This window comes from Mesorhizobium sophorae (genome assembly GCF_002270415.1).
In the GTDB taxonomy this organism is placed as follows: Bacteria; Pseudomonadota; Alphaproteobacteria; order Rhizobiales; family Rhizobiaceae; genus Mesorhizobium; species Mesorhizobium sophorae.
The window spans coordinates 885,691-911,956 of the sequence record NZ_NNRI01000022.1 but is presented as its reverse complement, the minus strand read 5'-3'; the positions used below and the strand labels follow the sequence as shown (position 1 = coordinate 911,956).

22 protein-coding genes are annotated in these 26,266 nt (G+C 63.2%); 11 read left to right on the top strand and 11 right to left on the bottom strand.

Features of this window, described 5'->3' with window-relative positions; genetic code table 11:
• The first annotated feature begins 34 nt into the window (after positions 1–34).
• The 3 genes from CGZ66_RS35535 to CGZ66_RS35525 are packed head-to-tail and all read left to right on the top strand — an operon-like array spanning position 35 to position 3,785.
• Entirely contained in the window at positions 35–514 is a 480-nt protein-coding gene (locus tag CGZ66_RS35535) for a (2Fe-2S)-binding protein (protein WP_095091272.1), read from the top strand.
• Positions 511–1,494 (top strand): FAD binding domain-containing protein, encoded by a 984-nt coding sequence (locus CGZ66_RS35530; RefSeq protein ID WP_095091271.1) that lies wholly within the window; start codon positions 511–513, stop codon positions 1,492–1,494. Before CGZ66_RS35535 ends, CGZ66_RS35530 begins: the two co-directional genes overlap by 4 nt.
• Entirely contained in the window at positions 1,491–3,785 is a 2,295-nt protein-coding gene (locus CGZ66_RS35525) for a xanthine dehydrogenase family protein molybdopterin-binding subunit (protein WP_095091270.1), read from the top strand. Before CGZ66_RS35530 ends, CGZ66_RS35525 begins: the two co-directional genes overlap by 4 nt.
• Positions 3,786–4,097: 312 nt before the next feature.
• Here CGZ66_RS35525 and CGZ66_RS35520 read toward each other — a convergent pair whose 3' ends face one another.
• Both CGZ66_RS35520 and CGZ66_RS35515 read right to left on the bottom strand, forming a co-directional pair.
• Positions 4,098–5,114: an IS110 family RNA-guided transposase gene (locus CGZ66_RS35520; protein WP_095091768.1), complete on the bottom strand. Its 1,017-nt coding sequence runs from the start codon at positions 5,112–5,114 to the stop codon at positions 4,098–4,100.
• 210 nt (positions 5,115–5,324) lie between these two features.
• The gene (locus CGZ66_RS35515) at positions 5,325–6,335 is read right to left on the bottom strand and encodes a zinc-dependent alcohol dehydrogenase family protein (RefSeq protein ID WP_095091269.1); all 1,011 of its coding nucleotides are present in this window, start codon (positions 6,333–6,335) and stop codon (positions 5,325–5,327) included.
• 97 nt (positions 6,336–6,432) lie between these two features.
• On the opposite strand from CGZ66_RS35515, the gene CGZ66_RS35510 reads away from it, so the two are divergent.
• Complete coding sequence (locus tag CGZ66_RS35510; RefSeq protein ID WP_095091268.1) at positions 6,433–7,362, top strand: LysR family transcriptional regulator; 930 nt, start codon at positions 6,433–6,435, stop codon at positions 7,360–7,362.
• Positions 7,363–7,406: 44 nt separating this feature from the next.
• Here CGZ66_RS35510 and CGZ66_RS35505 read toward each other — a convergent pair whose 3' ends face one another.
• From CGZ66_RS35505 to CGZ66_RS35485, 4 genes are all read right to left on the bottom strand, one after another.
• Positions 7,407–8,165 carry a slipin family protein gene (locus CGZ66_RS35505; RefSeq protein WP_095091267.1) on the bottom strand — a complete coding sequence of 253 codons (759 nt, stop codon included), beginning with the start codon at positions 8,163–8,165 and terminating at the stop codon, positions 7,407–7,409.
• Positions 8,162–9,553, bottom strand: a complete 1,392-nt coding sequence (locus CGZ66_RS35500; protein WP_095091266.1) for an NfeD family protein — start codon at positions 9,551–9,553, stop codon at positions 8,162–8,164. Before CGZ66_RS35500 ends, CGZ66_RS35505 begins: the two co-directional genes overlap by 4 nt.
• 108 nt (positions 9,554–9,661) lie before the next feature.
• A complete protein-coding gene (locus CGZ66_RS35495) occupies positions 9,662–10,543 on the bottom strand; it encodes an EamA family transporter (RefSeq protein WP_095091265.1) in 882 nt (293 codons plus the stop codon).
• A 501-nt stretch (positions 10,544–11,044) separates the two neighbouring features.
• On the bottom strand, positions 11,045–11,404 hold the full coding sequence (locus CGZ66_RS35485; protein WP_095091264.1) for a hypothetical protein: 360 nt from the start codon (positions 11,402–11,404) through the stop codon (positions 11,045–11,047).
• Positions 11,405–11,424: 20 nt separating this feature from the next.
• Between CGZ66_RS35485 and CGZ66_RS35480 the strand changes: the two genes are divergently transcribed.
• Genes CGZ66_RS35480 through CGZ66_RS35465 form a run of 4 tightly spaced genes read left to right on the top strand, consistent with a single transcriptional unit; the run spans position 11,425 to position 16,584 of the window.
• Complete coding sequence (locus CGZ66_RS35480; protein WP_095091263.1) at positions 11,425–12,600, top strand: acyltransferase family protein; 1,176 nt, start codon at positions 11,425–11,427, stop codon at positions 12,598–12,600.
• Positions 12,597–13,703, top strand: a complete 1,107-nt coding sequence (locus tag CGZ66_RS35475) for a glycosyltransferase family 2 protein (protein WP_095091262.1) — start codon at positions 12,597–12,599, stop codon at positions 13,701–13,703. Before CGZ66_RS35480 ends, CGZ66_RS35475 begins: the two co-directional genes overlap by 4 nt.
• Before the next feature lie 4 nt (positions 13,704–13,707).
• Positions 13,708–14,742, top strand: coding sequence for a glycosyltransferase family 2 protein (locus CGZ66_RS35470; protein ID WP_095091261.1), 1,035 nt, complete (start codon positions 13,708–13,710; stop codon positions 14,740–14,742).
• A gap of 9 nt (positions 14,743–14,751) precedes the next feature.
• Positions 14,752–16,584 (top strand): ABC transporter ATP-binding protein, encoded by a 1,833-nt coding sequence (locus CGZ66_RS35465; RefSeq protein WP_095091260.1) that lies wholly within the window; start codon positions 14,752–14,754, stop codon positions 16,582–16,584.
• A 1-nt stretch (position 16,585) separates the two neighbouring features.
• Here CGZ66_RS35465 and CGZ66_RS35460 read toward each other — a convergent pair whose 3' ends face one another.
• The 4 genes from CGZ66_RS35460 to minC form a co-directional block, all read right to left on the bottom strand.
• Positions 16,586–18,052, bottom strand: a complete 1,467-nt coding sequence (locus CGZ66_RS35460) for a coiled-coil domain-containing protein (RefSeq protein WP_095091259.1) — start codon at positions 18,050–18,052, stop codon at positions 16,586–16,588.
• Between the two features lie 648 nt (positions 18,053–18,700).
• On the bottom strand, positions 18,701–18,973 hold the full coding sequence (gene minE, locus CGZ66_RS35455; protein ID WP_024501686.1) for a cell division topological specificity factor MinE: 273 nt from the start codon (positions 18,971–18,973) through the stop codon (positions 18,701–18,703).
• The gene (minD, locus tag CGZ66_RS35450; RefSeq protein WP_095091258.1) at positions 18,970–19,785 is read right to left on the bottom strand and encodes a septum site-determining protein MinD; all 816 of its coding nucleotides are present in this window, start codon (positions 19,783–19,785) and stop codon (positions 18,970–18,972) included. The genes minE and minD overlap by 4 nt, the downstream gene beginning before the upstream one ends.
• A gap of 60 nt (positions 19,786–19,845) precedes the next feature.
• Entirely contained in the window at positions 19,846–20,676 is an 831-nt protein-coding gene (gene minC, locus CGZ66_RS35445; RefSeq protein WP_095091257.1) for a septum site-determining protein MinC, read from the bottom strand.
• A 349-nt stretch (positions 20,677–21,025) separates the two neighbouring features.
• Between minC and CGZ66_RS39615 the strand changes: the two genes are divergently transcribed.
• The 3 genes from CGZ66_RS39615 (at position 21,026) to CGZ66_RS35420 (ending at position 25,595) form a co-directional block, all read left to right on the top strand.
• The gene (locus CGZ66_RS39615) at positions 21,026–22,264 is read left to right on the top strand and encodes a hypothetical protein (protein ID WP_143748942.1); all 1,239 of its coding nucleotides are present in this window, start codon (positions 21,026–21,028) and stop codon (positions 22,262–22,264) included.
• 608 nt (positions 22,265–22,872) lie between these two features.
• Positions 22,873–24,417 carry a hypothetical protein gene (locus CGZ66_RS35425; protein WP_143748941.1) on the top strand — a complete coding sequence of 515 codons (1,545 nt, stop codon included), beginning with the start codon at positions 22,873–22,875 and terminating at the stop codon, positions 24,415–24,417.
• A 383-nt stretch (positions 24,418–24,800) separates the two neighbouring features.
• Positions 24,801–25,595: a bestrophin-like domain gene (locus tag CGZ66_RS35420; protein ID WP_095091252.1), complete on the top strand. Its 795-nt coding sequence runs from the start codon at positions 24,801–24,803 to the stop codon at positions 25,593–25,595.
• A 155-nt stretch (positions 25,596–25,750) separates the two neighbouring features.
• On the opposite strand, the gene CGZ66_RS35415 is transcribed toward CGZ66_RS35420, so the two are convergent.
• On the bottom strand, positions 25,751–26,263 hold the full coding sequence (locus CGZ66_RS35415; protein ID WP_095091251.1) for an OmpA family protein: 513 nt from the start codon (positions 26,261–26,263) through the stop codon (positions 25,751–25,753).
• Positions 26,264–26,266 lie beyond the last annotated feature (3 nt).

Sequence of the window (26,266 nt, the reverse complement as noted above, 5' to 3'; positions counted from 1 at the left end):
CGACTCCGCGTCAAGCAACTGGAGCCAGACGCCCATGACCAAAACGACAATTCCCGTCCATCTCGACGTCAACGGCCATCGCCACACCCTGCAGCTCGAGCCGCGCGTCACGCTGCTCGACGCCTTGCGCGACCGGCTCGGCCTGACCGGCACCAAGAAGGGCTGCGACCACGGCCAGTGCGGTGCCTGCACCGTTCATGTCGACGGCGAGCGCGTGCTGGCCTGCCTGACGCTGGCCGCGCAGGCCGAGGGCCGCACCGTCACCACCATCGAGGGGCTTGCACGGGAGGGCGAACTGCATCCCGTGCAGGCTGCCTTCCTCGAGCAGGATGCCTTCCAGTGCGGCTATTGCACGCCCGGCCAGATCATGTCGGCGGTCGCCTGCATCCGCGAGGGCCATGCCGGCTCGGACGAAGAAATCCGCGAATACATGGCCGGCAATCTCTGCCGCTGCGGCGCCTATCCGCACATTGTCGCCGCTGTCCGCCAGGCAGCCCTGGAGGTCCAGTCATGAGAGATTTTTCGTATCTGCGTGCCGGCTCGCTCGATGCGGCACGTCAGGCAGCCGCCCTGCCCGGCGCCATGCTGCTCGCCGGCGGCACCACGCTCATCGATCTCGCCAAATGCGGTGTTGCCGAGCCCGACAGCCTCGTCGACATCACCCATCTCAAAGGGCTGGACAAGATCGCAGTCAGCGCAAGCGGCGCCACCATCGGTGCACTGGCCAAAATGGGCCATGTCGCCGATCATGCTGACATTAAGCGCCACTTCCCCGCCGTCTCCGAAGCCCTGTGGCAGGCGGCTTCGGCGCAGATCCGCAACATGGCGACAATCGGCGGCAATCTGATGCAGCGCACGCGCTGCCCCTACTTCCGCGATCCGGCGAATTTCCCTGCCTGCAACAAGCGGGAACCCGGCAGCGGCTGTTCGGCTATCGGCGGTGTCACTCGGGGACACGCCGTGCTCGGCACCAGTGAAGCCTGCATCGCCATGTATCCAGGTGACCTCGCCACCGCGCTGGTCGCCTTCGACGCGATCGTCCATCTCGGCGAGCGTCGGGTTTCGGTGGACGATTTCTTTCTGTTGCCCGGCGCCACGCCCGACAGGGAACACGCGATCGACCCGGGCGAGATGATCACCGCCATCGAGATCCCTAACTCCGCCGCCGCCCGGCGTTCCACGTACCTCAAGATCCGCGACCGGCAATCCTATGAGTTCGCAGCGGCAAGTGCTGCTGTCGGCATCGAGTTCGAGGCTGACGGGCGCACCATCCGGGATTTGCGCGTGGCGCTGGGCGGCGTCGCGACCAAACCGTGGCGAGCACGGGCAGTGGAACAGGCGCTGAAGGGCAAGGTGCTGGAGCCGGACGCCGTCCGCGCCGCCAGCCTGCTCGCCGTCGAAGGCGCCGTCGACAACGGCGCCAACCACTACAAGATCGAACTGGCGCCGCGCGTCGTCGCCCGCGCCATCCTGAAAATGGGAGAAACGGCATGACTGTTCACAACATGAGACATGGTGATGCGTCCGATGGCGGCGCCGACGCCGTTGGCGGCCGGCTGTCGCGTGTCGACGGCCCGGCCAAGATCACCGGCTCCGCGAAATATGCCGTCGAGCAGCAGCTTGAAGGGCTCGCCTACGCCGTGCTGGTCGAAAGCACGATTGCATCAGGCAAGGTGCGCTCGATCGATACCGCCGAGGCCGAAGCAGCGCCCGGCGTGCTCAAGGTATTGACGCCGGACACCATCATCAGCCTCAGGACTGCCTCTGACTGGTTCGGTACACCGCCGCCCGACAAGCCCTATTGCCCTTTGGCGCGCGACATCACCTTCTCAGGCCAGCATGTCGCGGCGGTCGTCGCGGAAACCTTCGAGCAGGCGGTTGCGGCCGCGGCACTGGTCAAAGTCAGCTATGACGAGACCCCCTCCATTGTCGACCTCAGCGACGCCAAGGCCGGCGACGGCATTCCGATCGATGCCATGACCAAGAAATGGGGCGACGCCCAGGCAGCCTTCGCCTCGGCTCCGGTCAGGATTTGCGCCGCCTACAACACGCCGCGCGAATACCAGGCGCCGATGGAACCACATGGCCTGATCGCCCAGTGGGAAGGCGACAAGCTCACCGTATGGGAGCCGAGCCAGTGGCTGGACGGCATGGCGCGCACCTATGCCGAATGGTTCGGCGTGCCGTTCGAGAATGTGCGGCTCGTCTCGCCCTATATCGGTGGCGGCTTCGGCTCCAAGGCGCTGGCGCTCAGCCATGGCGCGGTGGCGGCAAGTGCCGCCAAGATGCTCGGCCGGCCGGTGAGGCTGGTGATGACGCGGCCGCAGACCTTCACCGGCTACGGAGGGCGCGCGGCGACACGTCAGACGGTGACGATCGGCGCCGACCGGCAAGGAAAAATCCAGTCGATCGTGCATCGCGGCATCAACGAGACGTCGATGGACGGCATGTGGGTCGAGCCGCTCGGATCGGTCACCTCGATCATGTACGCGACGCCGAATTTCTCCTCGAAGCAGAATGTCGTGCGGGTGAATTCGGTGGTGCCTGGCGCCATGCGCGCGCCGGGCGAAAACCCCTCGGCCTTCGGCATCGAGAGCGCCATCGACGAACTCGCTTATGAGGTCGGCATCGATCCGCTGGAGATCCGCCTGAGAAACTATGCCGAGCAGGACCCACACGCCAGAAAAGCCTGGTCTACCAGGCAGTTGCGCGAGGCTTTTGCTGCGGGCTCAGAACGCTTCGGTTGGGAAAGGCGGACACCACAGCCGCGCTCGATGCGCGACGGCAACCAGCTGATCGGCTGGGGTGTCGCCGCCGGCACCTATCCGGTGCGGCGCGCCTATGGCGAGGCGATCGTGCGCATCCTCGCCGACGGCTCGGTCGAGGTCGAAAGCTCCTCGATCGACATGGGCCAGGGCACCTACACGATCCTGGCGCAAACCGCCGCCGAGACGGTCGGCGTGCCGGCCGACAATGTCGTGGTGAAGCTGGGCGACTCGCGCTTCCCCCGCGCCGGCGTCGCCGGCGGGTCGCGGCTGGCCGGCGTCATGACCGGCGCCGTCTACAAGGCGGCGACCTCGGCGCTCGACCAACTGGTGGGGCTGGCAATCAGCGATCCGCGCTCGCCGTTCCACGCGCTGCAGGCCAACACGCTGGTCGTTGCCAATGGCCGTATCTCATCGCCGCGCGGTGACGGCCCTGATCTCTCCATCGCCGAACTGCTCGGCAGCGTCGGCCGCGACCATATCGAAGCAACCGGCGACACCATGCCGGCCAATTCGACGGCGCAGGATCGCTACAAGAACTACACCACCATCGCCATGGCGCTGCCGCATACGGAGGGCGACTATTCCCGCCACAGCTGGTGCGCGCATTTCATCGAGGTGCGTGTCGACGAGGATTTCGGCACGGTGCGCGTGTCGCGCGTGGTGTCGGCGCTGGATTCGGGCCGGCTTTACAACCCCAAACTCGCCGAAAGCCAATGGAAGGGCGGCATCATCATGGGCATCGGCCAGGCGCTGCTCGAGGAAGGCATCGTCGACCGCCGCCATGGCCGCATCGTCAACAACAACCTTGCCGACTATCTGGTGCCGACCAACGCCGACATTCCAGACATCGAAGTGATCTCGGTCGGCATTCCCGACCTGCACTCCTCGGTGCTCGGCGGCAAGGGCGTCGGCGAGCTCGCCATCGTCGGCGTGGCACCCGCGATCGCCAACGCGGTCTTCCACGCCACTGGAAAACGGGTGCGCGACCTGCCGATCACGCTGGAGAAGCTGATTTAGGGGGCGACGATCTCCCCCCTTGCAGGGGAGATGGCCGGCAGGCCAGAGGGGGTACTGTCCCGCCGGCATCTGGATGGCTCCTGCGGGTCAAGGGTGTCGGATCGGGTTTGGTGAACAGGTCGGTTGCGGCCATGTATACGGCGTCTGAATGTGCAATGGAATCGTTGCGCGCCCTGATGAATATCCGCGTGGAGAACAGGTCCCACTCAATCGAGCGCGCTCGAGGCGCTTCGGATTGATCGGGGTGTCCTGGTTCTTCGTCTCCGTTTGTTCGCCATCACCTCACTTTGCCCTGACCGTTCCTTGAGCCCTTCAGGCGGCAGTGGCCTGCGGCTGGTAACGTGTGCCGTCGCGTAGGACGGCGAAGATTGTTCTTGCCATGCGATGCGCCAAGGCGATGGCGACGACCTTCGTCTTCTTCCGCATCAGCATGCTCGATAGCCAGTCCGATCCCGGCTCGCGCTTGAGTCTACATCTGAGCATGACCTGCGCCATGGCGCCCAGATACAGCAACCGTCGGATATATCGATTGCCCATCTTCGATATCCGGCCCACCCTCTGCTTACCTCCGGTAGAGTGGGGTTTGGGTGTAAGGCCGAGCCAGGCGGCATAGTCCCTCGCGCAGTCGAAATTGCTGACATCAGGTGTCGTCGCTGCAATGATCGTCGCTGAAAGCATGCCGACGCCCGGGATCGTAGCCAGACGCTGGCTTGTCTCGTTTTGCGCGTAGGTCTCTTCGATCTCGTCGGTCAACCGCTCGATCCGCTTGTTCGTCTCGGCCAACTGATCGAAGAGCAAACTCACGGGCATCCGAGCCGCTTCCGGCAGCCGATCCAGTTGGTCCTGCAATCGATCGACGTTCTGTGCGCCCTTCGCCGCGATGATACCGAATTCCGTCATGTGGGCTCGGATCGCGTTGCCGATCTGCGTGCGTTGGCGAACCAGAAAGTCCCGAGTGCGGTGAAGAACCAGAACCGATGAGCAGGCTTCGCTCTTGATGGCGACAAACCGCATGGAAGGGCGCGTCACGGCTTCACAGATGGCAGCCGCATCCGCAGCATCCGTCTTCCCGCGCTTCACGTAGGGTTTGACATAACACGGCGGCATTAGCCGGACGTCATGCCCCATCGCCTGAAGCCTGCGTCCCCAGTCGTGAGAACCTGCGCAAGCCTCCATGCCGATCAGGCATCGAGGACGCTTCTCGAAAAAGGCGAGCAACTGGCTGCGGCGAAGCTGGCGGCGCACGAGAACTCGACCATTCTCGTCTACACCATGGATCTGGAAGACGCTCTTTGCGAGGTCGATACCAACTGTGGCAAGCTCGGACATGGATGGCTCCTCTGCTAGGGACGACAACATCCCAACTATGGCGCAATACGACGCCGGGAGCAGGAGCCATCCATACCATCAATCACAATCGCGCCGTCCAGTGATTTCCGGTTGTAACCGCGAAGTTTGGCGATCCTTCCCACCCCCCTCTGCCCTGCCGGGCATCGCCCCCGCAAGGGGGGAGAGTGGCAGCTCCGCCATCTTCGCCGATCACCACTCCAACCCGAACACCAGCTTGCCGAAGTGCAGGCCGCCGGCGGCCATGTGGGCGTAGGCTTCGGCGGCTTGGTTGGGCGAAAACACCTTGTCGACGACCGGCTCGATCCCAGCTGCACCGATGGCGCGGGCGGCGTCGTGAAGGTCGGACACAGATCCGGTGTTGTTGCCGACCACCCTCAGCGCCTTGATGATGATCGGCAGCAGATTGACCGTGGCCTCGGCGCCGGTGACGAAGCCGATGGTGAACAGCGTGCCGCCGGGCGCGGTGGCGTTGATGGCGCGGGCGAAGGTGGCGGTCCCGCCGGTCTCGACGACGAGGTCGGCACCGAGGCCGCCGGTCAGCTCCAGCACCTTGCCGTCCCAGTCGGGCGTCGCGCGGTAGTTGATGAAATGATCGGCGCCGAGTGCCTTCGCCCGCTCCAGCTTCTCGTCCGACGACGAGGTGATGATGACCGTGGCGCCGGCGGCTTTCGCAAGCTGCAAGGTGAAGATCGAGACGCCGCCGGTGCCGAGCAGCACGACGACCGAGCCCGGCCCGACATCGGCGGCGCGGATGGCGTTCCAGGCAGTGGTGCCGGCGATTGGCAGCGTCGAGGCCGCCTCGAAGGAAAGATGCGCCGGCACCGGCACGACCGAATTGGCCGGCAGCGCGACATATTCGGCCAGCGACCCCGGCAGCGAGATGCCGCGCATCTGCGTCATCTCGTAAGGGCGCGGCCGGCCACCGATCCAGCGCGGCTTGGCGTGGGCGACGACGCGATCGCCGACGGCCAGTCTCGTAACCCCCTCGCCCAGCGCGACGATCTCGCCGGCGCTGTCGGCGACGGGGATGAGCGGAAAGCTCGGTCCGGGATAATTGCCGCTCGCCACCGCGACATCGACGAAATTGAGGCTCGCCGCACGCTGGCGGATCAGCACCTCGCCGCGCTGCGGTTCGGGGGTAGCCAGGGTGGCGGCTCGGAAGGCGTCCAGCCTGGGTTGGCTCAGTTCGATGGCTTTCATGGTTTCACTCCGGTGCGTCGATTGATGGGTTGAGTGAACCTAGCTGCTGCGCTATCTCTGGATAATCATTACCTTTTGCATTTGAGTACTGCGAATCATGCAGCAATCCCAAGAACCAGTCGCCCTTGCCGAAATGGCGGCCTTCGCGGCCATCGCCGAAGCGCGGTCCTTCACCAGAGCTGCGGCGCGTGTCGGGCGTGACGCGACCATCCTGTCGCGGCGGCTGCAATCACTGGAGGAGCGGCTGGGTGTCAGGCTGCTCCATCGCACGACGCGCAGCGTGTCGCTGACCGAAGCGGGTGCCGAATTCCTGGTGCGCGTGCGCGCCATCCTCGCCGCTGTCGACGAGGCCGAGGCCGCCGCGTCGGCACATGCCGGCGGCCGCCCGCGCGGCCTGCTCCGGCTGGCGCTGCCCGGCACATTCGGGCGCATGTGGATCGGGCCGCTGCTGCCTCAATTCCTTGCCGAATTTCCCGATGTCCGCATCGAGGTGGAATTCTCCAACCGCTTCGTCGATCTGGTCGCCGAGAATTTCGACGTCGCCGTGCGGCTCGGCGCGCTGGAGGATTCGCGCCTGGTGGCGCGCAAGGTGGCGACGCGGCGCCGGCTGCTCTGCGCCGCCCCCTCCTATCTCGCCCGAAGGGGCAGGCCGGAGACACCGCAGGCGCTGCTCGAACATTCCTGCCTCGGCTTCAGCGGCTTCCAGACCTTTCCGGCCTGGGAGATGACCGACCGCGAGGGCCGGCACGTGCGCGTCGAGGTTTCCGGGCCGTTGGTCTCCGACGATGCCGAGGTGTTGGTCGAGGCTGCCGTGCAAAGCGTCGGCCTGATGATGAGCACCGACTGGCTGGTCGGCCGTGAGCTCGCCGACGGCCGGCTGGTGCCAATCCTGGAGGATTGGACGCTGGCCGACGAAGGCGCGGTCTATGTCGTCACGCCCTCAGCCAAGGGACAAGCCGCCAAGACCCGCGCCTTCGCGGACTGGATCGGCCAGCGCTTCGCGCCGGATCCGCCCTGGCTGCGGTGAGGCCGCCGGTCTCCCACAAAAGGGGGAAGATTACACGCTCCTCCCTACTTTCCCTGCTGCTTCATGAACTGGCTGAGCAGGTCCACCGGCAGCGGGAACACAACCGTGGACGAGCGCTCGCCGGCGATGTCGTGCAGGGCCTCGAAATAGCGCAGTTGCATGGCTTGCGGCTCGGCGGCCAGCATCTTGCCCGCCTCGACCAGCTTGGCCGCCGCCTGCTGCTCGCCATCGGCGTTGATCACCTTGGCGCGGCGCAGCCGCTCTGCCTCGGCCTGCTTGGCGATTGCGCGAATCATGCTCTCGTTCAGGTCGACATGCTTGATCTCGACATTGGAGACCTTGATGCCCCAGGCGTCGGTGCGCTGGTCGAGGATCTCCTGGATATCGCTGTTGAGCTTGTCGCGCTCGGCCAGCATTTCGTCGAGCTCATGCTTGCCGAGCACCGAGCGCAGCGTGGTCTGCGCCAACTGATTGGTGGCGGCCATGAAGTCCTCGACCTGGATGATCGCCCGTTCGGCGTCGACGATGCGGAAATAGAGCACCGCGTTGACCTTCACAGAGACGTTGTCGCGCGAAATCACGTCCTGTGGCGGCACATCCTGCACCACCACCCGCAGATCGACCTTGACCATCTGCTGGATGAAGGGGACGAGGATGATGAGACCGGGACCCTTGACCCCGGTGAAGCGACCGAGCGTGAAGACCACGCCGCGCTGATATTCCCTGAGGATGCGAATGGCTGCGGACAGGAACATGACCACGACCAGCGCAAGCAACAGATAGGCCACGTAACCGATGCTCATTTTCTCGCTCCATTCCTTCCGGCGTCGCGCCGCCGCACGGTCAGTACGAGGCCGCTGATATCGGTGACCTCGACGCTGTCGCCGGGTGCGATGTGTTCGTCGGCCTTCGCCCGCCAGCGCTCGCCCTGGGCCAGTACATGGCCCGCGCCGCCCTGCCAGTCGAGAATCTGGGCCGACAGTCCGCGCATGGCCTCACCGCCGACACGGGGCAGGCTCTTGCGCGCCGCCCAGACATAGGTGCCCGTCAGCAGCGCCAGCCCAAGCGTCAGCGCGGCGGCGGGACCGATGACGGCCCATGACACGGCGAAGCCCGGACCTTGGGTCTTGAGCAGCACGGTGGCGCCAAGCAGAAAGGCGGCCACGCCGCCGAGTCCAAGCACCACGGTGGGGTTGAAGGCCTCGACGACGAGGAAGGCGACACCGAGCAGCATCAGGGCGAGGCCGGCATAATTGATCGGCAGGAGATTGAGTGCATAGAGCCCAACCACGAGGCAGATGGTCCCGATGACGCCGGGCGCCACCGCGCCGGGGCTGGTGAACTCAAAGATGATGGCATAGACGCCGACCAGCATCAGGATGATGGCGACGTTCGGATCGGTGATGACGGAGAGAAGCTGGATGAACCAGCCGGGTTCCAGCGTCTCGACCCGCAGCCCTTTGGTCGCCAGAACCACTTTCCTGCCCGCTACATCGACGGTCCGCCCATCGGCCTGTTGCAACAACTCGGTGGTGTCGTGGGCGACGAAGTCGATCACATGTTCCTGCAGCGCCGCGTTGGCCGAAAGGCTCGCCGCTTCGCGCACGGCTTTCTCGCCCCAGTCGCCATTGCGCCCACGCAGTTCCGCCAGCGAGCGGATCAAGGCAACCGCATCATTGGTCACCTTGGCCATCATCGCGTCGCCTGACGGCCGCCCGGTGGAGTCCTTCTGGTCGCCCTTGTCGTTCTGGTCGCTCTTGTCCTTGTCGCCGCCGGGAAGCGACGGCAGCCCGCCCATCTCGACCGGCGTCGCCGCACCCAGATTGGTGCCGGGCGCCATCGCCGCGACATGGGTGGCATAGAGGATATAGGTGCCGGCGCTGGCGGCATGGCCACCGGCCGGCGCGACATAGCCGATGACGGGCACCGGTGAAGCGAGGATATCGGCGATCATCTCGCGCATCGAGGTGACCAGCCCGCCGGGCGTATCGAGTTGAAGGATGAGTACTTCGGCGCCCCGCTTGGCGGCTACATCAAGCGCTTCCTCGAGTTGCCTGGTGCTTGCCGGCCCGATGGCGCCGTCGATTGCGACGCTCAGCGCAACCTTCTCGCTCCCGGCCGAAGAGAAGGGAGAAAAGACAGCTGCGGCGACGAAGGCCGCGGCAAAAAGGGCCACCCGCGCGAAGGTCACGCTCAAAGCTCCGTGGATTCAATATGGGTTGTTTTTTGGCGAAGTCCAAGAGGAGAGCGACGTCGGTGATTGCGAACGCGGCTGAGCGCACAATCCCCTTGTGGGGAGCTATTCCGGCGACGGGACCGGCGGCCGCGACGTCAGCGCGGTGCCGAAGGCGGCGGCAATCACCGCGGCGATGCCGGCCAGTTGCGGCACCGTCAGGCTTTCGTGCAGGAACAGGAAGCCGGCCAGCGCGCCCAGCCCGGGCTCGAGGCAGGTCAGCGTGCCGTAGATGCGAGCCGGCATCCGGGTCAGCGCCACCATCTCCAGCCAGAAAGGCAGCGCGCTGGAAAACAGGCCGACGAGCAGCGCGCTGGTCAGGATCGATGGCGCGAGCAGCGCGGTTCCCGCCTGTGCCACGCCGAAGGGCAGCACCAGCACGGCTGCGATCGCCAGGCCATAGGCTGTGGTGCGCGAGCCGAGTTCAGCACCCGCCTTCTGGGCGAGCACGATGTAGAGCGCCCAGAAGCCGCCGGCCGCCAGCGCCAGCATCACCCCGGTCGGATCAAGCGGCTGCAGCGAATGGACGAAAGGCGACAACAGCACGATGCCGGCCACAGCCAGCCCGATCCAGGCAAAGTCGCTGGCACGCCGCGAGGTCAACGTCGCCACCAGCAGCGGACCGGAAAACTCCAGCGCCACCGCGATGCCGAGCGGAATGGTGGCGAGCGCGGCGTAAAACAGAAGGTTTAGCGCGCACAGCGTCACGCCATAAGCGATCAGCCATGGCATGGTGGCGCGCGACGGCCGCATCTGCCACGGCCGTAGGACCGCGATCAGCATCAGCGCACCGACGACCAGCCTGAGCGTCGTCGTGCCCTGCGCGCCGATCAGCGGAAACAGGCCCTTGGCGAAGGTGGCGCCGATCTGGATCGACACCATGGCGCCCATCAGTACGGCGATCGGCAAGGGGGCCGCTTCGCGACGGGCAACCGGCGTCGATGTCACTTTGGCTCATCCTCCATGCCGCCGGACCAAACCCGCCTGGCGGCATCGCGATAGGCCGAACCGGCCGGCCTGTCGTGAGACAGCGCCGACGTCTTGATAGGGCAAGGCGCCGGCAACCGCCAACCGGTCACTGATGTCGCCAGCCTCGATGCCAGCCGCAGGCCGGTCTTGACGTCGACGATCTCCGGCCTGGCGCTGTCGACCGTGCCGTCCCAGCCACCGCCGAGTGCCTTGTTGACAGCGATTGGTCGCCAGCAGGACGCGGCTTAGCAGCAGTGCTCAGTGGCGATTCAGCAGGCTGCTGCGACGTTGACCACGAAAAGGCCGGCAGCTATGCTGCATCGCGCAAAACTCAATGTTTCCAATTCATCCGCTGTGGATCTGGGGAAGAAATCATATAGCAAGAATATAGACTTCCGAGTTTCGCGAACGATTTAAGAAAAATTCTAGACTTTCCAATTTCCAAGCTGAGATTCTCGCCAATCAACCAAAGCGAGCAGATCAAGTCAGCTTAACGATAGGGTTGAGATGCTGGAGGAAATCGCCAAAAAGGCCGAACTCCGGGTGGTTTTTACCAAGACCTAGCGCCTCCTCACACAAGTATTTCGGCTTGGTAAATTTTTTGTGTTGCGCTGCACAATGCGGTAGCCGAACCATCCTCTGGGGGACTCGTTTTAACGACTGGACATAGGCCGTGAAGGATTCCCTGGCTTGACCGAATTGAGCTGCCTGTCCGTCGATTTCGTGCTCGGCCTGAGCGGACTCGCAAAGCGCGGCTTTGATGGCGCCTGCCCCGTGGCGGGCCTCGTCCGCCTTGGCCTGCCGTTCGAAATGGCCGGCTTGAGGCTTCATCGCGGACATCACGCCGGCGGACCCCGCTGATGGGAAACAACCGCGACATCCAACTGGATGCATTGAGGGCCATCGCCGTGACGATGGTTCTGTACTCGCATTTCTTCGCGGCCGGAGGATCATCCTTCTGGGGCCATATCGGGGTGCGGCTGTTCTTCGTGCTGAGCGGCTTCCTGATCACGCGCCTGCTGCTGGAAGCGCGTTCGGCCGCCGAATTTGAAACCGGCAACGCGTTGCGAGCCTTCTACATCAGGCGGGCGCTGCGGATATTTCCTCCCTATTTCGCCGTCCTGGGTTTCGTTTGGGTTTTCGACCTGGAACAGGCCAGGCCATCGCTGCTCTGGCATGCGCTCTATCTGTCGAATTTCTGGTATGCGCTGCGCAATGACTGGACGCCCTGGGTGCTGTGCCATTTCTGGAGCCTGAGCATCGAGGAGCAGTTCTATGTCGCCTGGCCACTGATCGTCCTGCTGGTCCCACGCCGGCGCTTCGAGCCGATCTGCGTCGGCATCATCCTGCTGTCGCTGGCCTATCGCTTCTACTGGCCGGTCACCGCCACCCCGGCGCTGGCACGCGACCTGCTGCCGCCGGCATCCATGGATGCGCTGGCGTCAGGTGCGCTGCTTGCCTGCTGGCGATCCAGAGGTGCTGCCCTGCCGCAATGGATGCGGCTGGGCTGGCCTGCCTTCGCGGCCGCATTCCTGATGATCGAGTGGTTTGTCCCGGCGCCTCCCGATCCGACACTGGAATGGGCCCGCTGGCTGCTGCTGCAAGTCCTGCCGCTGGTGCCGTTGATGGCCATCGTCGCCGCCTGTTCGAGCGGCCTTGGCGGCACCCTCGGCAAGCTTGCCGAGCTGCCGCCGTTGCTGGCTTTGGGTCGCATCAGCTACGGCGTTTATCTCTATCATCCGATATTGCTGTCGCTCGCCGTCAAGTCGCAGCCGTGGATTCCGCTCAATGTCTCGGAGCAAGGGCCAGGGCGGTTGCTGGTAGCAAGCGCCGCCACGATCGTCGTGGCCTCGATTTCCTGGGTGGTTTTCGAAAGGCCGCTCAACCGCCTGAAGCGCCACTTCCCCTATGTGGCGCGCACCCATGCCGCGCCGGCACGCGCCGGCCATGCCGGATGGGTCGCGAGGGCGCCCGGCCGATCGCCCGATGGCCCAGCACCATCGCTCGACCTCCAGCGAACGGATGCGAGACCGTGACCGCCGCGCCGCTCGTCTCCGTCCTGCTGCCGGTCTACAACGCCGGGCCCTATCTCGCCGCCGCGCTGGGAAGCATCCTGCGGCAGGACTACTGTCGCGTGGAGGTCATCGCCATCGATGACGGGTCGACCGACAATTCGCTCGAAATCCTCGAGCGATACCGGCAAGCCGACAGCCGAATCTCGATCATCTCGCGCGAAAACCGCGGCCTCGTGGCGACGCTCAACGAAGGGCTGCAGAATGCCCAGGGCGAGCTGGTCGCACGGATGGACGCGGACGACGTCGCTTACCCCTGGCGCCTGTCGCGCCAGGTGGCGCTGTTCGAGCGGCGGCCCGAACTTGGCTTCTGCGGCGCCGGGGTCGACATGTTGATCCGCGGCCGCATCGCCAGAGGCAAGCCCGATCCGGTGTTCCAGTTCGGCCGCATTCCCATATTGGCGATGTTCTTCACCATCTTCATGCACCCGACGGTAGTCTACAACAGGAAGGTCATCGAAGACGGCGATCTCCACTACGACAAGACCTACAGGCACGCTGAGGATTTCGATCTTTTCAGGCGGTTGGCCGGCCGCTACCCGGCAGCCATGATGCCCGAAAACCTGGTCGTCTACCGCATCCATCAGGCAAGCGTGACCAGCCGGCACAGCAAGGAGATGCGCCGGACGCATTTGCGGATCGTGGCGGAGAATCTCGAGCGCGAGGGCCTCGCGGAAACCACGCGAGACCTGCGCGACATCGGCGATGCGGTCAGCCTCGACACGGTTACCCGTGCGGCCAACTTCATCGTCGCGCTGGAGGAGGAGATCTGCTCGCTGCCGGCCGAGACGCGGCCAAGCTTCGAGGCCGGCGCACTGAACCTGTTCTATTTCCTTTACCAACTCGTCGCCGACGAAAAGCAGCCCTCGCTGACGCATGAATTGCTGACGCGGACCGCGAAATGGAACGTCATCCGGCGCCGCGAGAAATATGCGCTGCGGCCGGGCTCCTGGGCGCCCTGGCTCAGCCTTGCCTCGCTGTCGGCCGGCAGGCAGGCGGATGCCCTGGCATACTTCTTCAAATCCGCGCCCGCCGAGACGGTCCTGGCGCCTTATCAGTTGAGTTAGAGGGATGACCGTCAAAGCCCACCAACCCCTGCAGCGCGATCGTTCGACGGCGCTTGGCGCCGTCCCGGCCAATCCTCGCCCGGAACGATCGGCGCCGGAAGTCAGCTTCATCATCTGCACGCGCAACCGCGTCGCCGTGCTCGAGGCTTGCATCAAGTCGGTGCAGGCCGCGTGCCGCGCCCATGCCGGTTTCGCCGCCGAGCTGGTGGTCGTCGACAACGGCTCGAGCGACCGCACGGCGGAACGCCTGGCCAGCATCGCCGCCATGTCGGACATTCCATTCACGCCGGTTCACGAGCCCCGCCCCGGATTGGCGACTGCCCGTAACGCCGGGTTGAAGCGCGCGCGGGGCCGTGTGCTGGTCTTTGTCGATGATGACTGCGCGGTCCATTGCGACTACCTGCGCGACCTGGAGCGACACTATGCGTCCGGGGAACAATGGCTCATCCGGGGCGGCCGTGTCGAACTTGGCGATCCCAGGGATTTGCCCTTCACGATCAAGCGCTCGCGGGTACGTGAGCGCTTGACGCCGGATGTCCATCCCGGCGGTTTCGTGCTGGGCTGCAACATGACGATGCACCGCGATGTCGCGGCTCGTATCGGCTATTTCGACGAACGCTTCGGCGCCGGCGGGCCGTTGCGGTCGGCGGAGGATACCGATTACCTCGTGCGCGCGGTGCTGCTCGGCATCGCGGTCGAATATGTGCCGGACATGACGATCTTCCATCATCACGGCCGGCGGGATCGCAAATCGATCGAAAAGCTCCACCGCGACTACAGCCTGGGTAATGGCGGGCTCTGCCTGAAACATGTTCGCCATGCGCCCTGGCTGCTGCGTCATTTCTACTGGGCCGCGAGAGCCGCTTTCCGGGAATCGGCGGGCGGGCCTGCGTTCGATCGTGAACTCAACCTGTCGCATTGGCCGATCGTCGGCATGAATTTGCTCGGCGCCGCCAGATTCGCGGTTCTCCTGCTGGCGAGACGGGCGCAGGGTGCGCCGGTGCGACAAGATCAACAGGCAAATGCCGAAGCGAGTTGAACCGCCATAATGCCATTGCTACCGCCAAGCCTGCCGATGCTGTTCCGGACGTTCGGAAAGAAGCAACTGCGCCTGCTTCCGGCCGTGGTGGTCCTCGGCCTGGTCGGCGCCGTCCTCGAAGGTTTCGGCATCGGCCTGATCATCCCGTTGCTGGGCATTATCATGGGGCACGGCGATGCAGCGGGAATGGCCGGCTTTTCCGCCGTCCTCCAGCATGTCGGATCGAACCTCAGCGAGCGCGACCGGCTTATGGTCATTTCGATCGCCATCCTCGGCTCGATCGTCCTGAAGAACATTTTCGCCTTCGCCAACACGCTGCTGACGACCTTCATCTATGGCAAGGCAAGTCATTCGATCCGCAGCGCCTTGTCGGAGCGGTTGTTGCGGGTCGGCTACCCATTCTTCCTGCGGCAGAGTCCGGGACGGCTGCTCAACATCATCTCCAACGAATCCTGGCGGGCATCGGATGCGATCCAGATCATGCTGTCGGCCATCGTCAGCGCATCGGCCGCCATCATCCTGCTGGCCTTTCTGTTGCTGCTTTCGTGGCGCATGACGCTGTTGGTCACGCTTGGACTGGCCGTCGTCCAGATTGCCCACGCCATCCTCTCGGCCAATCTGAAAGGTCCCAGCCGCAGCGTCGCCTCGCGCAACAACCACCTTGCATCGCAGATGCTCCATCTGGTGCATGCCGGACGCCTGATCCGCATCTTCGGACAGGAGAGCCGGGAGAAGGCGACATTCGATACGGCGTCCGATGCGGTCCGCCGCGCCTCCTTCGTCCTGCTTGTGCGCCAGGGAGCGTTGCCGCCGCTGACGGAGGTTCTCCACGCCGCGCTGTTCCTGGCGGTGGTGATCGGCGCCTGGCTGGCGCAGGTGAATTTCCCGCTGATCATCGCGTTTGTCATCCTGCTCTACAGGCTGCAGCCGCATATGCGAGCCCTGCAGGGGTCGTGGAGCCAGTTGCAAGGCCTGAGCGGATCGCTCGAAGAGGTGACATGGATGCTGGATCCGTCCGGCAAGCCTCAACCGCCGCAAGGCGACGGCCCGTTCCACGGCCTGCGCCAGGGCATCAAGTTCGACGATGTGACGTTCACCTATTCCGGCACAGACCGCCGCGAGGTGGTGCTGCATTCGGCGACTTTTGATATCCGCGGCGGCCGCTCGACGGCACTGATCGGCCGCTCGGGCGCCGGCAAGACGACGATCGTCAATCTCCTGTGCCGCTTCGTGGAACCGGACACCGGCAGGATTCTCGTCGATGGATCACCGCTCGACGGGATCGACGCCAGCCAGTGGCGCCAGCACATCGCACTGGCCAGCCAGGAGTTGGAACTGGTCGACGGCACCATTTTTGAAAACATAACCTACGGGCAGGACGCGGCCACGGCCGCCGAAGCCGAGCGTGCCGCGAGACTGGCCGAGGCGCATGAATTCATCGAACGGCTTCCGCTCGGTTACGACACGCTCGTCGGCTACAGGGGTATCAACCTCTCGGCGGGACAGCGCCAGCGGATCGCACTGGCCAGGGCCCTGGTGCGCGATCCCGATCTCCTGATCCTGGACGAGGCCACCAATGCCGTGGATGGGCTGTCGGAGGCAGCCATCGTCGAGACCCTGAAGTCGAGAGCCGGCCGCCGCACGACCATCGTCATCAGCCACCATCACAGCACCATCTCGTTCTGCGACGACGTGGTGATCCTGAGCGGCGGCCGGGTGAAAAAGCAGGCACCTTTCGGCGCCCTGGCATCGCTCACCATGGACGAGCTTTACCAGCACGAGCCGCTCGCCGCCCCAGGCGGGGCGGGAGCGAAGCGACGTCGCGGCGAGCCTGCGAAGTAGGCTACGGCGCCGCGCGGAGGTTCCTGCGGGCGCGCCGCCTGCCCGTTGCACGTGCTTTCTCCGCCACCACCCCGGTGATCTCGACCACGGTGCTCTCACGCGGTCTGCCGCTGGTGGCCTTGTGGAGCCGCTCGTAGGGCAGCAATTCCTTGATCCTGGCATTGAGCGACACGATTTCGGCCCTGAGGTCCTCGCATTCCTGCCTCTGGACATCGAGCTGTATCTGTTCCGACGCCTGTTGCAGCACAAGCTGTGAAAAATTGGCGTTCACTTTCGAAAGGCTCGCCTTGTCGTTTTCGTTCTCTTCGATGAGCGCGGACAATTTTTCATCGGCGATTTTCTTTTCGGCCAGCGTGTCGTTCAATTCAGTCTTGAGCCTGGCGATCTCGCCGGTGGCATCGCTGTTCTCGTTCGAGGCCCACTCCAGCCGCGATTGCAGGTCCTCGATCTCGGAACGCAACCCGCGCATTTGCGTCTGGCTGCGCGCCAGTTCCGCTTCCCGGTCGCCTTCCACCATACTGGCCGCTTCGGTCATTCCCGAAAGCTTCGCCTGTGCGGCCTCGAGCGACTTCTGGAGCCGCACTTCCTCTTTCTCGCTCTTGGCGAGCGCGGCGAGCAGTTCGGCAAACCGTGCTGCTTCGCTGGCATGGATCGCCGAGAGCTCGTCGAGCCGGTGGCGCGCCTGGGATTCCCGCTTCAGAGCCTTGTCGAGCTCCATCGACAGGCTGACATGCTTTTCGCGCAGCATCTTGCTCTCGCGCAAGCGCCTGTTGGCCTCGACGGTCCTGGCGGTCAGCCGCTTGGCGATGTCGCCGAAGTCCGCGTCGCGCTTTGCGCTCGCATTGGCTGCCTCCGCGAGTTCCAGCCTTGTCGCGGCAAGCGTCGCGCGAAGTGCGTCCCTGTCCTGGACCAGGCTTGTCTCGCGCTGTTGCAGCACTTCGCAGGTGCTTTCACGCTCGCGCAGCTTTCGCCCCGCGTCGTGCAGCTTTTCCGACAGCGTTCTTTGTTCGGCGAGGAGGCCGGCATTGGCCAGCTCCAGCTCGTTGGCGCGAAGAATGTCGCCATGCAGGATGTTGAGGTATTCGCGCGTCAGGTGATGTGAGGTCGCGATCTCCGACAGCTTGCCGGTGATCTCCTCCATATAGTCCCTGGCGTCATGGAACAGCCCTTCGAAGGCGCTCAACGCAGCCAATCGGGTCTGGGCATGGGACGTCAGCCGCGGCCCGGTTTCGGGACTGTCCGGATTGCCCGCACCGTCTGCGTTCTCCGCACCATCCGCGTTTGCCGCATTGGCCTCGGGTGGCGGGTCGTCGGGAGCCGCCGTGGAATCCGGGACTTCGTCGCTCTTTGGCGGCGCCTCGTCCTCGGCGTTGAGACTAGCGTCCAGCGCATCCGCCAGATCGATCTGCAGTTCCTGTAGTGCGGTATCTACGTCTTCAGCGCGCTTGATCAAGCCCTTGAAGTTCATGCCCGAACTCCCCTACCCATACCCAACCCAGTACTTAACAAAATGCTAATGTATCATTACATCCGCGGCTTCCGTATGGGAAGCCCCGCCTGTAGAATGCTGAAACTAGGGGATTTCTCGCTTGCGTCCAGTGGCCTGAAGTCGCCGCCGCGCACCATTTTTCGTGGCAAAGCCCGCGCCGCCGCGCGTGAGCTCCAGAGGTGCCTCGGAGAAAACTTGTCTCATTCCGGCTTACCATACGGCAAGATGATTGCCGCAGGCGAGACTGACCACGCTACCCCAAAAGTGGAGGTACCAAACGTAGGTGGGTTGGCGCCGACCCTCCACAAAATGTGGGTTTCTCGCCCTACGGAAGTGGGGGACAGGCTCGACCCCCAAATGAATTCAGAGGAAGCTTGCCGGCGTGGCAGGCCCCCTCCCCGACCGCTGCGCGATCTCCCCACCTCCCCCTTGTGGGGGTAAGCCATCGGTTCGCGAAGCGAATTCATCGTGCCGGTGGCACGATGAAAGGCAGCGAACGCCGGGACGCTGCGCAGCAGCGGGGACCCGGCAGACGAGACCGCAGGTCCGGGTGGGGGTGCCTGGCGCCGATCCCCCGCCCCGATCCGCTTTGCGGATCGACCCTCCCCACAAGGGGAGGGTAAAAAATCAGCCCGCCATTGCCAGCGGCACGGCGCTCTTGTTGGGGATCTGGATGTCGATTTCCAGCGTCGACATGGTCTCGCCGCGGTCCATCGAGACCTGCAGATAGTCCTGGTCGATCTGCACATGCTTGGCGATCACGGCCATGATCTCCTCGCGCAGGATGGAGACGAGGTCGGGCTGGCTGCGGTTGCGGCGCTCATAGGCGAGCAGCACCTGCAGCCGCTCGCGCGCCACCGGCGCACTGGAGCGCCGCTTGAAGATGTCGAGCAGGTTCATGCCGCCCTCCTTCCCAAAAGACGATCGAGGAAACCCTTGCGTTCGAACGGCACGACGACGGGCAAGTCCTCGCCCTCGAGCCGCCTGGCGGCGTCGATATAGGCCTTGGCGGCGGCGTTGAGCGGCTCAGACAGCGTCACCGGCGAGCCGAGGTTGGAGGCCCTGAGCACATCCTGGCTCTCGGGAATGATCCCGAGCAGCGGCGTCGAGAGGATCTCCAGCACGTCGTCGATGGACAGCATTTCGCCACGCGAGGCGCGCGCCGCGTCATAGCGCGTGACCAGCACATGCTTGGCGATCTGCTCGCCCTGCTCTGCCCTCAAGGTGCGAGCGTCGAGCAGGCCGATGATGCGATCGGAATCGCGCACCGAGCTCACTTCCGGATTGGTGACGATGACCGCCTCGTCGGCAAAGCGCATGGCGAGCTGCGCGCCGCGCTCGATGCCGGCCGGGCTGTCGCAGAACACATAGTCGAACACCGAGCGCAGCTTGTCGATCACCTCGCCGACACCGTCCTCGGTCAGCGCATCCTTGTCGCGCGTCTGCGAGGCCGGCAGCAGGAACAGCGTCTCCACCCGTTTGTCGCGGATCAGCGCCTGCGAAAGTTTCGCCGAGCCCTGGATGACGTTGACGAGGTCGAACACCACGCGGCGTTCGGCGCCCATGATCAGGTCGAGGTTGCGCAGGCCGACGTCGAAATCGACCAGGGCCACCTTCTTGCCGGTCTTGGCGACCGCGGCGCCCAGGGCTGCCGTCGAGGTCGTCTTGCCGACGCCCCCCTTGCCCGAGGTGACCACCACTACCTTGCCCATGAAAATGCCTCCGTTGTTGTTATGTCGTTGGTCGAGCGGCCCTGCCGGCCGCAACAAATGTCAGCTGAGCGGCGCGACGCGCAGCCCGTCCCCGTCGAGAAATGCCTGGATCGGCTTGCCGCGCGAAACGCCTTCCATCTCCTCGGCAGTCACGTACCAGCCGTCGACCGCCAGAAGCTCGGCCTCGTTGCGGCGGCAGAAGATGCGCGCGCCCTTGTTGCCGAGCGCACCCGCCGAAGCGCGCCCGCGCAGCGTGCCGTAGACATGGATCGAGCCCGCCGCGATGATCTCCGACCCGGACGCGACCGAGCCGAGCACGATGACATCGCCATGCGGATGCACGATCGCCTGGCCGGAGCGGATCGGCGACTTGATCATCAGCGTGCCCGAAGCTTCGTGCCCAACCTGCGGCTCGCTCTCGCCTGCTTTGCTTGCGCCAACCTTGTCAGCCTGCGGGCGCCCCACATCGGCGCGTCCGGCACCTGCGCGTTCCGCGTCCGCGCGAACCTCTGGCGCCTTGCCCTCGGCCTTCTCGTCCGCCCTCGCCTTGCGGCCGGGCAGCAAACCATCGGTCGTCGCCTCCTTGGCGCCGACCAGCACCGGCGGCAATTCGGCGCCAAGCGCGGCCCCTTCGAGCTCGATGGCATAGATGCGAATGCCGCGCGTGGCGAGTTCCGCCACCAGCGCCGCGATATCGCTTGGCTGCGGCTTCAGCGTGTTCAGATCGAGCAGCACCGGCCGGCCGCTGAAATAGCCGGGCGAGTTGCCGATCCAGTGATCGAGCCCCTCCAGCCAGGCACCCAAAGGCGCCTCCGGCGTCAGCGTGAACGCGACGAACGAGCGGGCGCGAAAGCGAATGGATTTGGCCTCGAGGGGAGCGGCAAAAGTCACTGGCGGCGAATCCTTACTGATAGGTAAACGCTAGCGAGTGAATGGTTAACGAATGGTTAATGCGAGGGGGCGGAACTTGGCACGTGCGCGAGAAATCGCAGGGTCTACTAGGGCCAGTAGCGCTGACCGGCTACATGCCGAACGTCTTGATAGGGCCGTTTGCGGACTGACGGCTTCTGGCTACGAAAAACGACGGCGGGACGGTAAAGTCAGGCCAGCTTTCGCCCCGGACCGTACCCATCCCGGCAAGTTTAGCCGTGAATAACTTCGGCCAAAGTAACGCATTTCCTCTGGTTGCCCTGGTGCTCGTGATATTCTGCTCTAAAACTCGCCGTGGTGAGGGCAAGCAATGACTGAGGAAGTTCTTTTCAATGGGAACAGCGTTTTTGATATTGCGCGTGGATATCCCCAGCATGCTGTCGAACGAGCTGGCCGCTTCACGGAGAACGAGCTGCTGAACAACAGCACCGACCATTTGGTCGGCATCATTCTAGCCGAATATGCCCTCGATGTACCCGTCCTGCTCACGGATGAGGTCTGGGTTGACGAAAAGGAGGTCGAGTCGACCCGCAGGCCAAGTCGATTTGATGACTATGGTTTCAGCCCGTTCAACGAACGCGAGCAAAAGGTGAAAGAGCATTTTGTTGTATTCCACCTGCCATTCAGGGGCGATAGGGACATTTTTCGCTTTGAGCCTTCTCGACGCACCCTATCAGGCCTTCGAGCGGATGTCGGAGCCGACCAACTTGTGCTTCACTTCCGGACGGCTGGGCGCGACCAGCAACGAATTCGTGCTGACATTGATGGAGCGATCGCCGAAATCCGTCAGCATCTCGAGCAGATTGGGCATGACCTCCAGAACGTGCCCGCTGAAATCGACCAGACCGTCAGGCACTGGATAGAGCAGCGCAAAGCCTCACTCCTCCAACAGAAAGGAACAGTCGCCGCCCTTGGCTTTCCGATGAAGAAGCGCGCGGATGCACCGACGACCTATCGTGCGTCCGAGGTTAGGCGAAAGATTGCTCCTGTGGTAGCCAAGCCAGCGGCGGGCGCTCCCTTCAAACCTGAGCCAACGATTGACGAGGCTGACTACAGGCACATTCTGGGCATCATCGAGAACATGACAACCGTGATGGAGCGAAGCCCTAACGCCTTTAAGGGGATGGGCGAAGAAGACATTCGTTCTCACTACTTAGTCCAGCTGAACGGTCAATATGAGGGCGGCGCCACCGGCGAAACTTTCAATGCAGCGGGAAAGACCGACATTCTGGTGCGCTCTGAAAACGCCAACATTTTCATCGCTGAGTGCAAGATATGGCGCGGCGAAAAGGTGATGATAGAGACGATCGATCAGCTGCTTTCCTACGTCACTTGGCGGGACACGAAGACTGCGATCATCGTCTTCAATCGGAATAAGGATTTCAGCGCAGTGATCGAAAGCGCGAAGGCTGCTGTTGAGGCGCACCCGCAGTACCGGCGCGGACCGGTGAAGGAAGGCGAAACGCGCTTTCGGTTCATCCTTGCTAACCAGAGCGACACCGCCAAAGAGGTTGTCGTCACTCTGATGCTTTTCGACATCCCCGGATAGCATCGCGGGAATCGGTTCCAGTCCAGCACCTCGTAACCGAGCGGCGGAAAGTCGGAAAGGACAGCAGAGGCGGTCAGTTTTATTCCTTGATGAGCGTATGTAGGGCCATTTGCATGTCCCAATCCCAGAATTGAGGTGGAGAGCGGCAGCCGATTCCTCCTGGTTGAAGATGAGGTGGGCGACAGCTTTTTTGTACCGGGTCGCACCCAAGTGAATTTCTAGCCAACCGTCGCAAGGGCGGATAGCTCACCGGCAATAATTTCACCTGCCGCTCAGACGCAGATGGTGTGCGAGTTTGACGGAAGGCCTAGGGAAAGTCTCCAACGCAACTTGAAGAAGAGAACCTTCGCCAATACTCTGCCGCAAACGGCTGGGGATCAAATTGTGCGTCTGCCAAAAGACAAATGGCCTGATACAGACGGGAGCCGGGGTATACTGATGTTGGCTCAGCTTATGAGCGAAATGCTGACCCCGACGACCTTTGAAAGCTTCAGGGTATATTCCCTTGATACCATCGCTCGCGTTCACGAGGCCCTTGATCTGATAGATGACGTGCGAGATCAGCGCGTTCCACATGCTGTCCTCGACCCGATCATCGAAGAAATGAAGTGGTCTTTCAAAAAGGACCCGGCAGCAAAGAGTTTGGCGGAAGACGAAATCGAATCCCTATTGACTTGCTTGGCACCAGCTTCTCGCTCGACGATTTCTCATCCCATCTCGAACTCATCGAAAAACTCGTAGCGGTCGACTACAAGGCGACGATTGAGCGTTTGCTTCTGGAACTATTCGACCAACCTAAGCAGCGCATGGACTACCGAAAGCTGATTGGTTTCTACTGCTCGCACCTGATCAATCTCGGGTACGAGCGAAACTACATCCGGCATGTCGTGGAGGACACGTTCTTCGAGCGTCCGGTGGTCAGGATGGGGCGCAAGACGCTCGAAAAGTTTCTCAAAACCTTCGATGGAAAAAATCATCGTTACGTCGTCCAGGTAGGCGTGACGCGCGACCTGGGCAATTACCTTCGCGGTCTGGGATTCAACGCGTCAATGCGGGTCACCGGCAGCGCCTACGAGAACACCCTAAATCAAAACCCAAATGCCGACGTTCTGCCTTCAGTGCTGGAATGGTCAGTAGAAACGCTCGACCCCGAAGCTGCGATGGACTCTGCATATCAAGTTCTGAGTGCACAAAGGGCCATTGTCTTTCTCGACCCTTACGGAATGCACTGCGAGTGGGGGCAAACAATGCACGTCACCCTCCACCGGGCTCAAACCGGTCGGGCAATCACCAAATCCGACTTTTTTGACGACAAGCCCCGTCCACCTTCCATCGGAGCAAGGACGAGACGCGTTACGCGAGCCCGTACTATCAGCAACTATGCCGCGGACATCGCAGGCAACTTTGATGAGCCCTCAACTGAACGCCTCATAAGCTCGATACGGACCGCAGCCTTGGCCCGCACGTCCTTCAACCCGGAGAACCGGCTGATCTCTCTGTGGTCAGCGATTGAGGTTTTGCTGAGCGAGCCACGCGAGGTGGCGCGGATCGTGCACTATGCCAAGCTGATCGTTCCATGCATCGTTATGCGACATGCTCGTCGCCAGGTTATCGCGACCTACAATGAACTGCTTCCTCGGTATCGGAGTCGGCTCAATAAGATCACGAGATCGATGGAGACTGAGTCCCACGGGCAAGAAGCTTTCGCCGAATTGCTCTTTCTCCCCGAGAACGAGGCTCACCAAACTGCCTTGTGCCAGCTTCTGGGGGAAAATCCCCTTGCTCTTCACCGGGTCTACAAGCTCCAGCGGGACTACAAAAACATCAAGGCGGTCAATAGCACTATGGATGACCACTACGACCGCGTGCGATGGCAGATCCACCGCGTTTACCGGGCAAGAAACCAGTTAGTGCATGCCGGCCAAATGCCGTCGTACCTAGAATCCGTCATCCTAAACCTCGCGGAATATTACCGTTCAGCCATCGTCACCATTGTTGGCCGTGCCAAGAAGGAAGACCTGAAATCCGACATCGACCAAGTCGTTTCAGAAATCGGCATCAAATACGGCATCATGCGAAGCCATTTTCGCAAAGGCAAAGCCGATACGCCGCTGAGTAAAGAGCAGGTCGGCAAAATCATGGATACACGTTAGGGCTTGCCGCCTCCTGTCCCCCACTTTTGCCCGGTCGACCTCACCGTAGGGTTCCTTGGCAACGCTCTGATAACCTCGCTATCATCCGCCCCGCCCCCGCGCCGCTCATGCGTCGGCAATGCTTGACGACCTCCGCCACCACTTTCTCGACGTCCCGGATCTTTCGCGCTACCGCGTCCATGTGCCCCCAAATATCGGGAGACGCTGTACCTCTAGGCTTCTGGCATTGGCGATTGCTCCCTGCGACGCGCTTATAAAGCTGGTCTTTCGACCGGCGTGGGCAGCTGATTGCACCCGTGCATGGAACACAGTGGCATTGCCACGAGTGGAACGACGGCCTTACAAACGCCTGACGACGAATTCTCAGGAGGGCAGGCGCTACTATGAGTGGCTGGTTGCATACTCTTCCACTCGCCTGGATGGCTCTCGTCGTGTTCGGGGCCACCTATATCGTCGCGTTCATCTTGCACCAAGGCATCGCCGCTCTGTCCGTGGGCTCCACGGCGCGGTCATTCAAGGCGCTTTCGCCTGGCATGTTGCCGCCGCTCGGTATCATCTTTGGCTTGTTTGTGGCGTTCACCGCGGCTCAGGTCTGGAGCGACAACGATCACGCCAATGCGGCAGTCAATCGCGAGGCCAGTGCATTGCGGTCGGTCGTGCTTCTGGCGAGCAGCTTTCCGGGCGAGCCCGAGGCGCGCTTACGGACGCTGGTGCACAGCTATATCGAGGAAACGACGAGCCAGGAGTGGCCACTGATGGCCGAGGGCGCGGCGACCGTCACCATAATCCCGCCTGCGCTTAACGAGGCGCTGCGGACGACGCTGGCTTTGACGCCAAGCAATCCCGGCCAGGAGATCGCGCAGCGCGAGATGACGAGGTGGCTTGAAGACGCCTTCGAGGCGCGTCGCCAACGGGTTCTCGTCAGCTCCGCGCAAGTCAACCCCACGAAGTGGGCCTGCCTGATCCTGCAAGCCTTCTGTGCTCTTCTCGCGATCGCGATCGTTCACAGTGATAACCGAATGGCATCGGCGATCGCTCTTGGAAGTTTTGCGACGGGCGTGGCGGCATCCGTTCTCTTGATTCTCGCCCACGATCGGCCCTTCACGGGAGAGATCGCAGTGTCGCCGCAGCCGTTGCTGCAAGTCATGCCGGAATCCAAAGCGGGCGGCGGCGGATGATACAGGTAGGAGTGCAGAGACGGGTAGATTCCCGCTCTGGTGTGGCGCCGGTGACAGCGGTTAAGCCAATCTCTTCGGCCGACATGAGGCGCAAAGCAGCCATGCCGTCGTCGCGTTGTGAGACTCTGATTTGGTGACAAGCAAAACAGCAGCCCCTACGACTCGTCCCTCTCATCGCGCAAATTAGACACAACGCGGCGGTTCTGCGACCTGCAGGCGGAGTTGGGGCAGTCGCGGACGAGCCTGTCCTTGCCGTAGCCCTTGGCCCACATGCGGTTGCGGTCTATGCCGCCGGCGGCGAGATAGTCCATCACCGCATCGGCGCGCTTCTGCGACAGCGCTGTTTCGCTCGCGCCGGGATCGTCGGCGAAACCCTGCAGCTTGAGCAGCCAGCGCGGATTCTTTGCCAACCAGGCGATCTGGGTGTCAAGGGTGGCCTTGGCGACAGAATCGAGCGCGGCCGAACCTTGCGTGAAATAGATGCGGCGGCCGACATTGAGGATAAAATCCTCCTCGCTGCCCGGCTGCACGTTCTGGAAGCCGGCAACCTCGGCGTTGGTGACGTCGGGCGTGGGAGGGGCCAGCGTGTTGCTGGTCGAGCAGGATGCGGCCAGCACCAGCAGGCTGGCGGCGAGCAGCCGGCGCGTGTTTTCAATCATGCGGCTCATGAG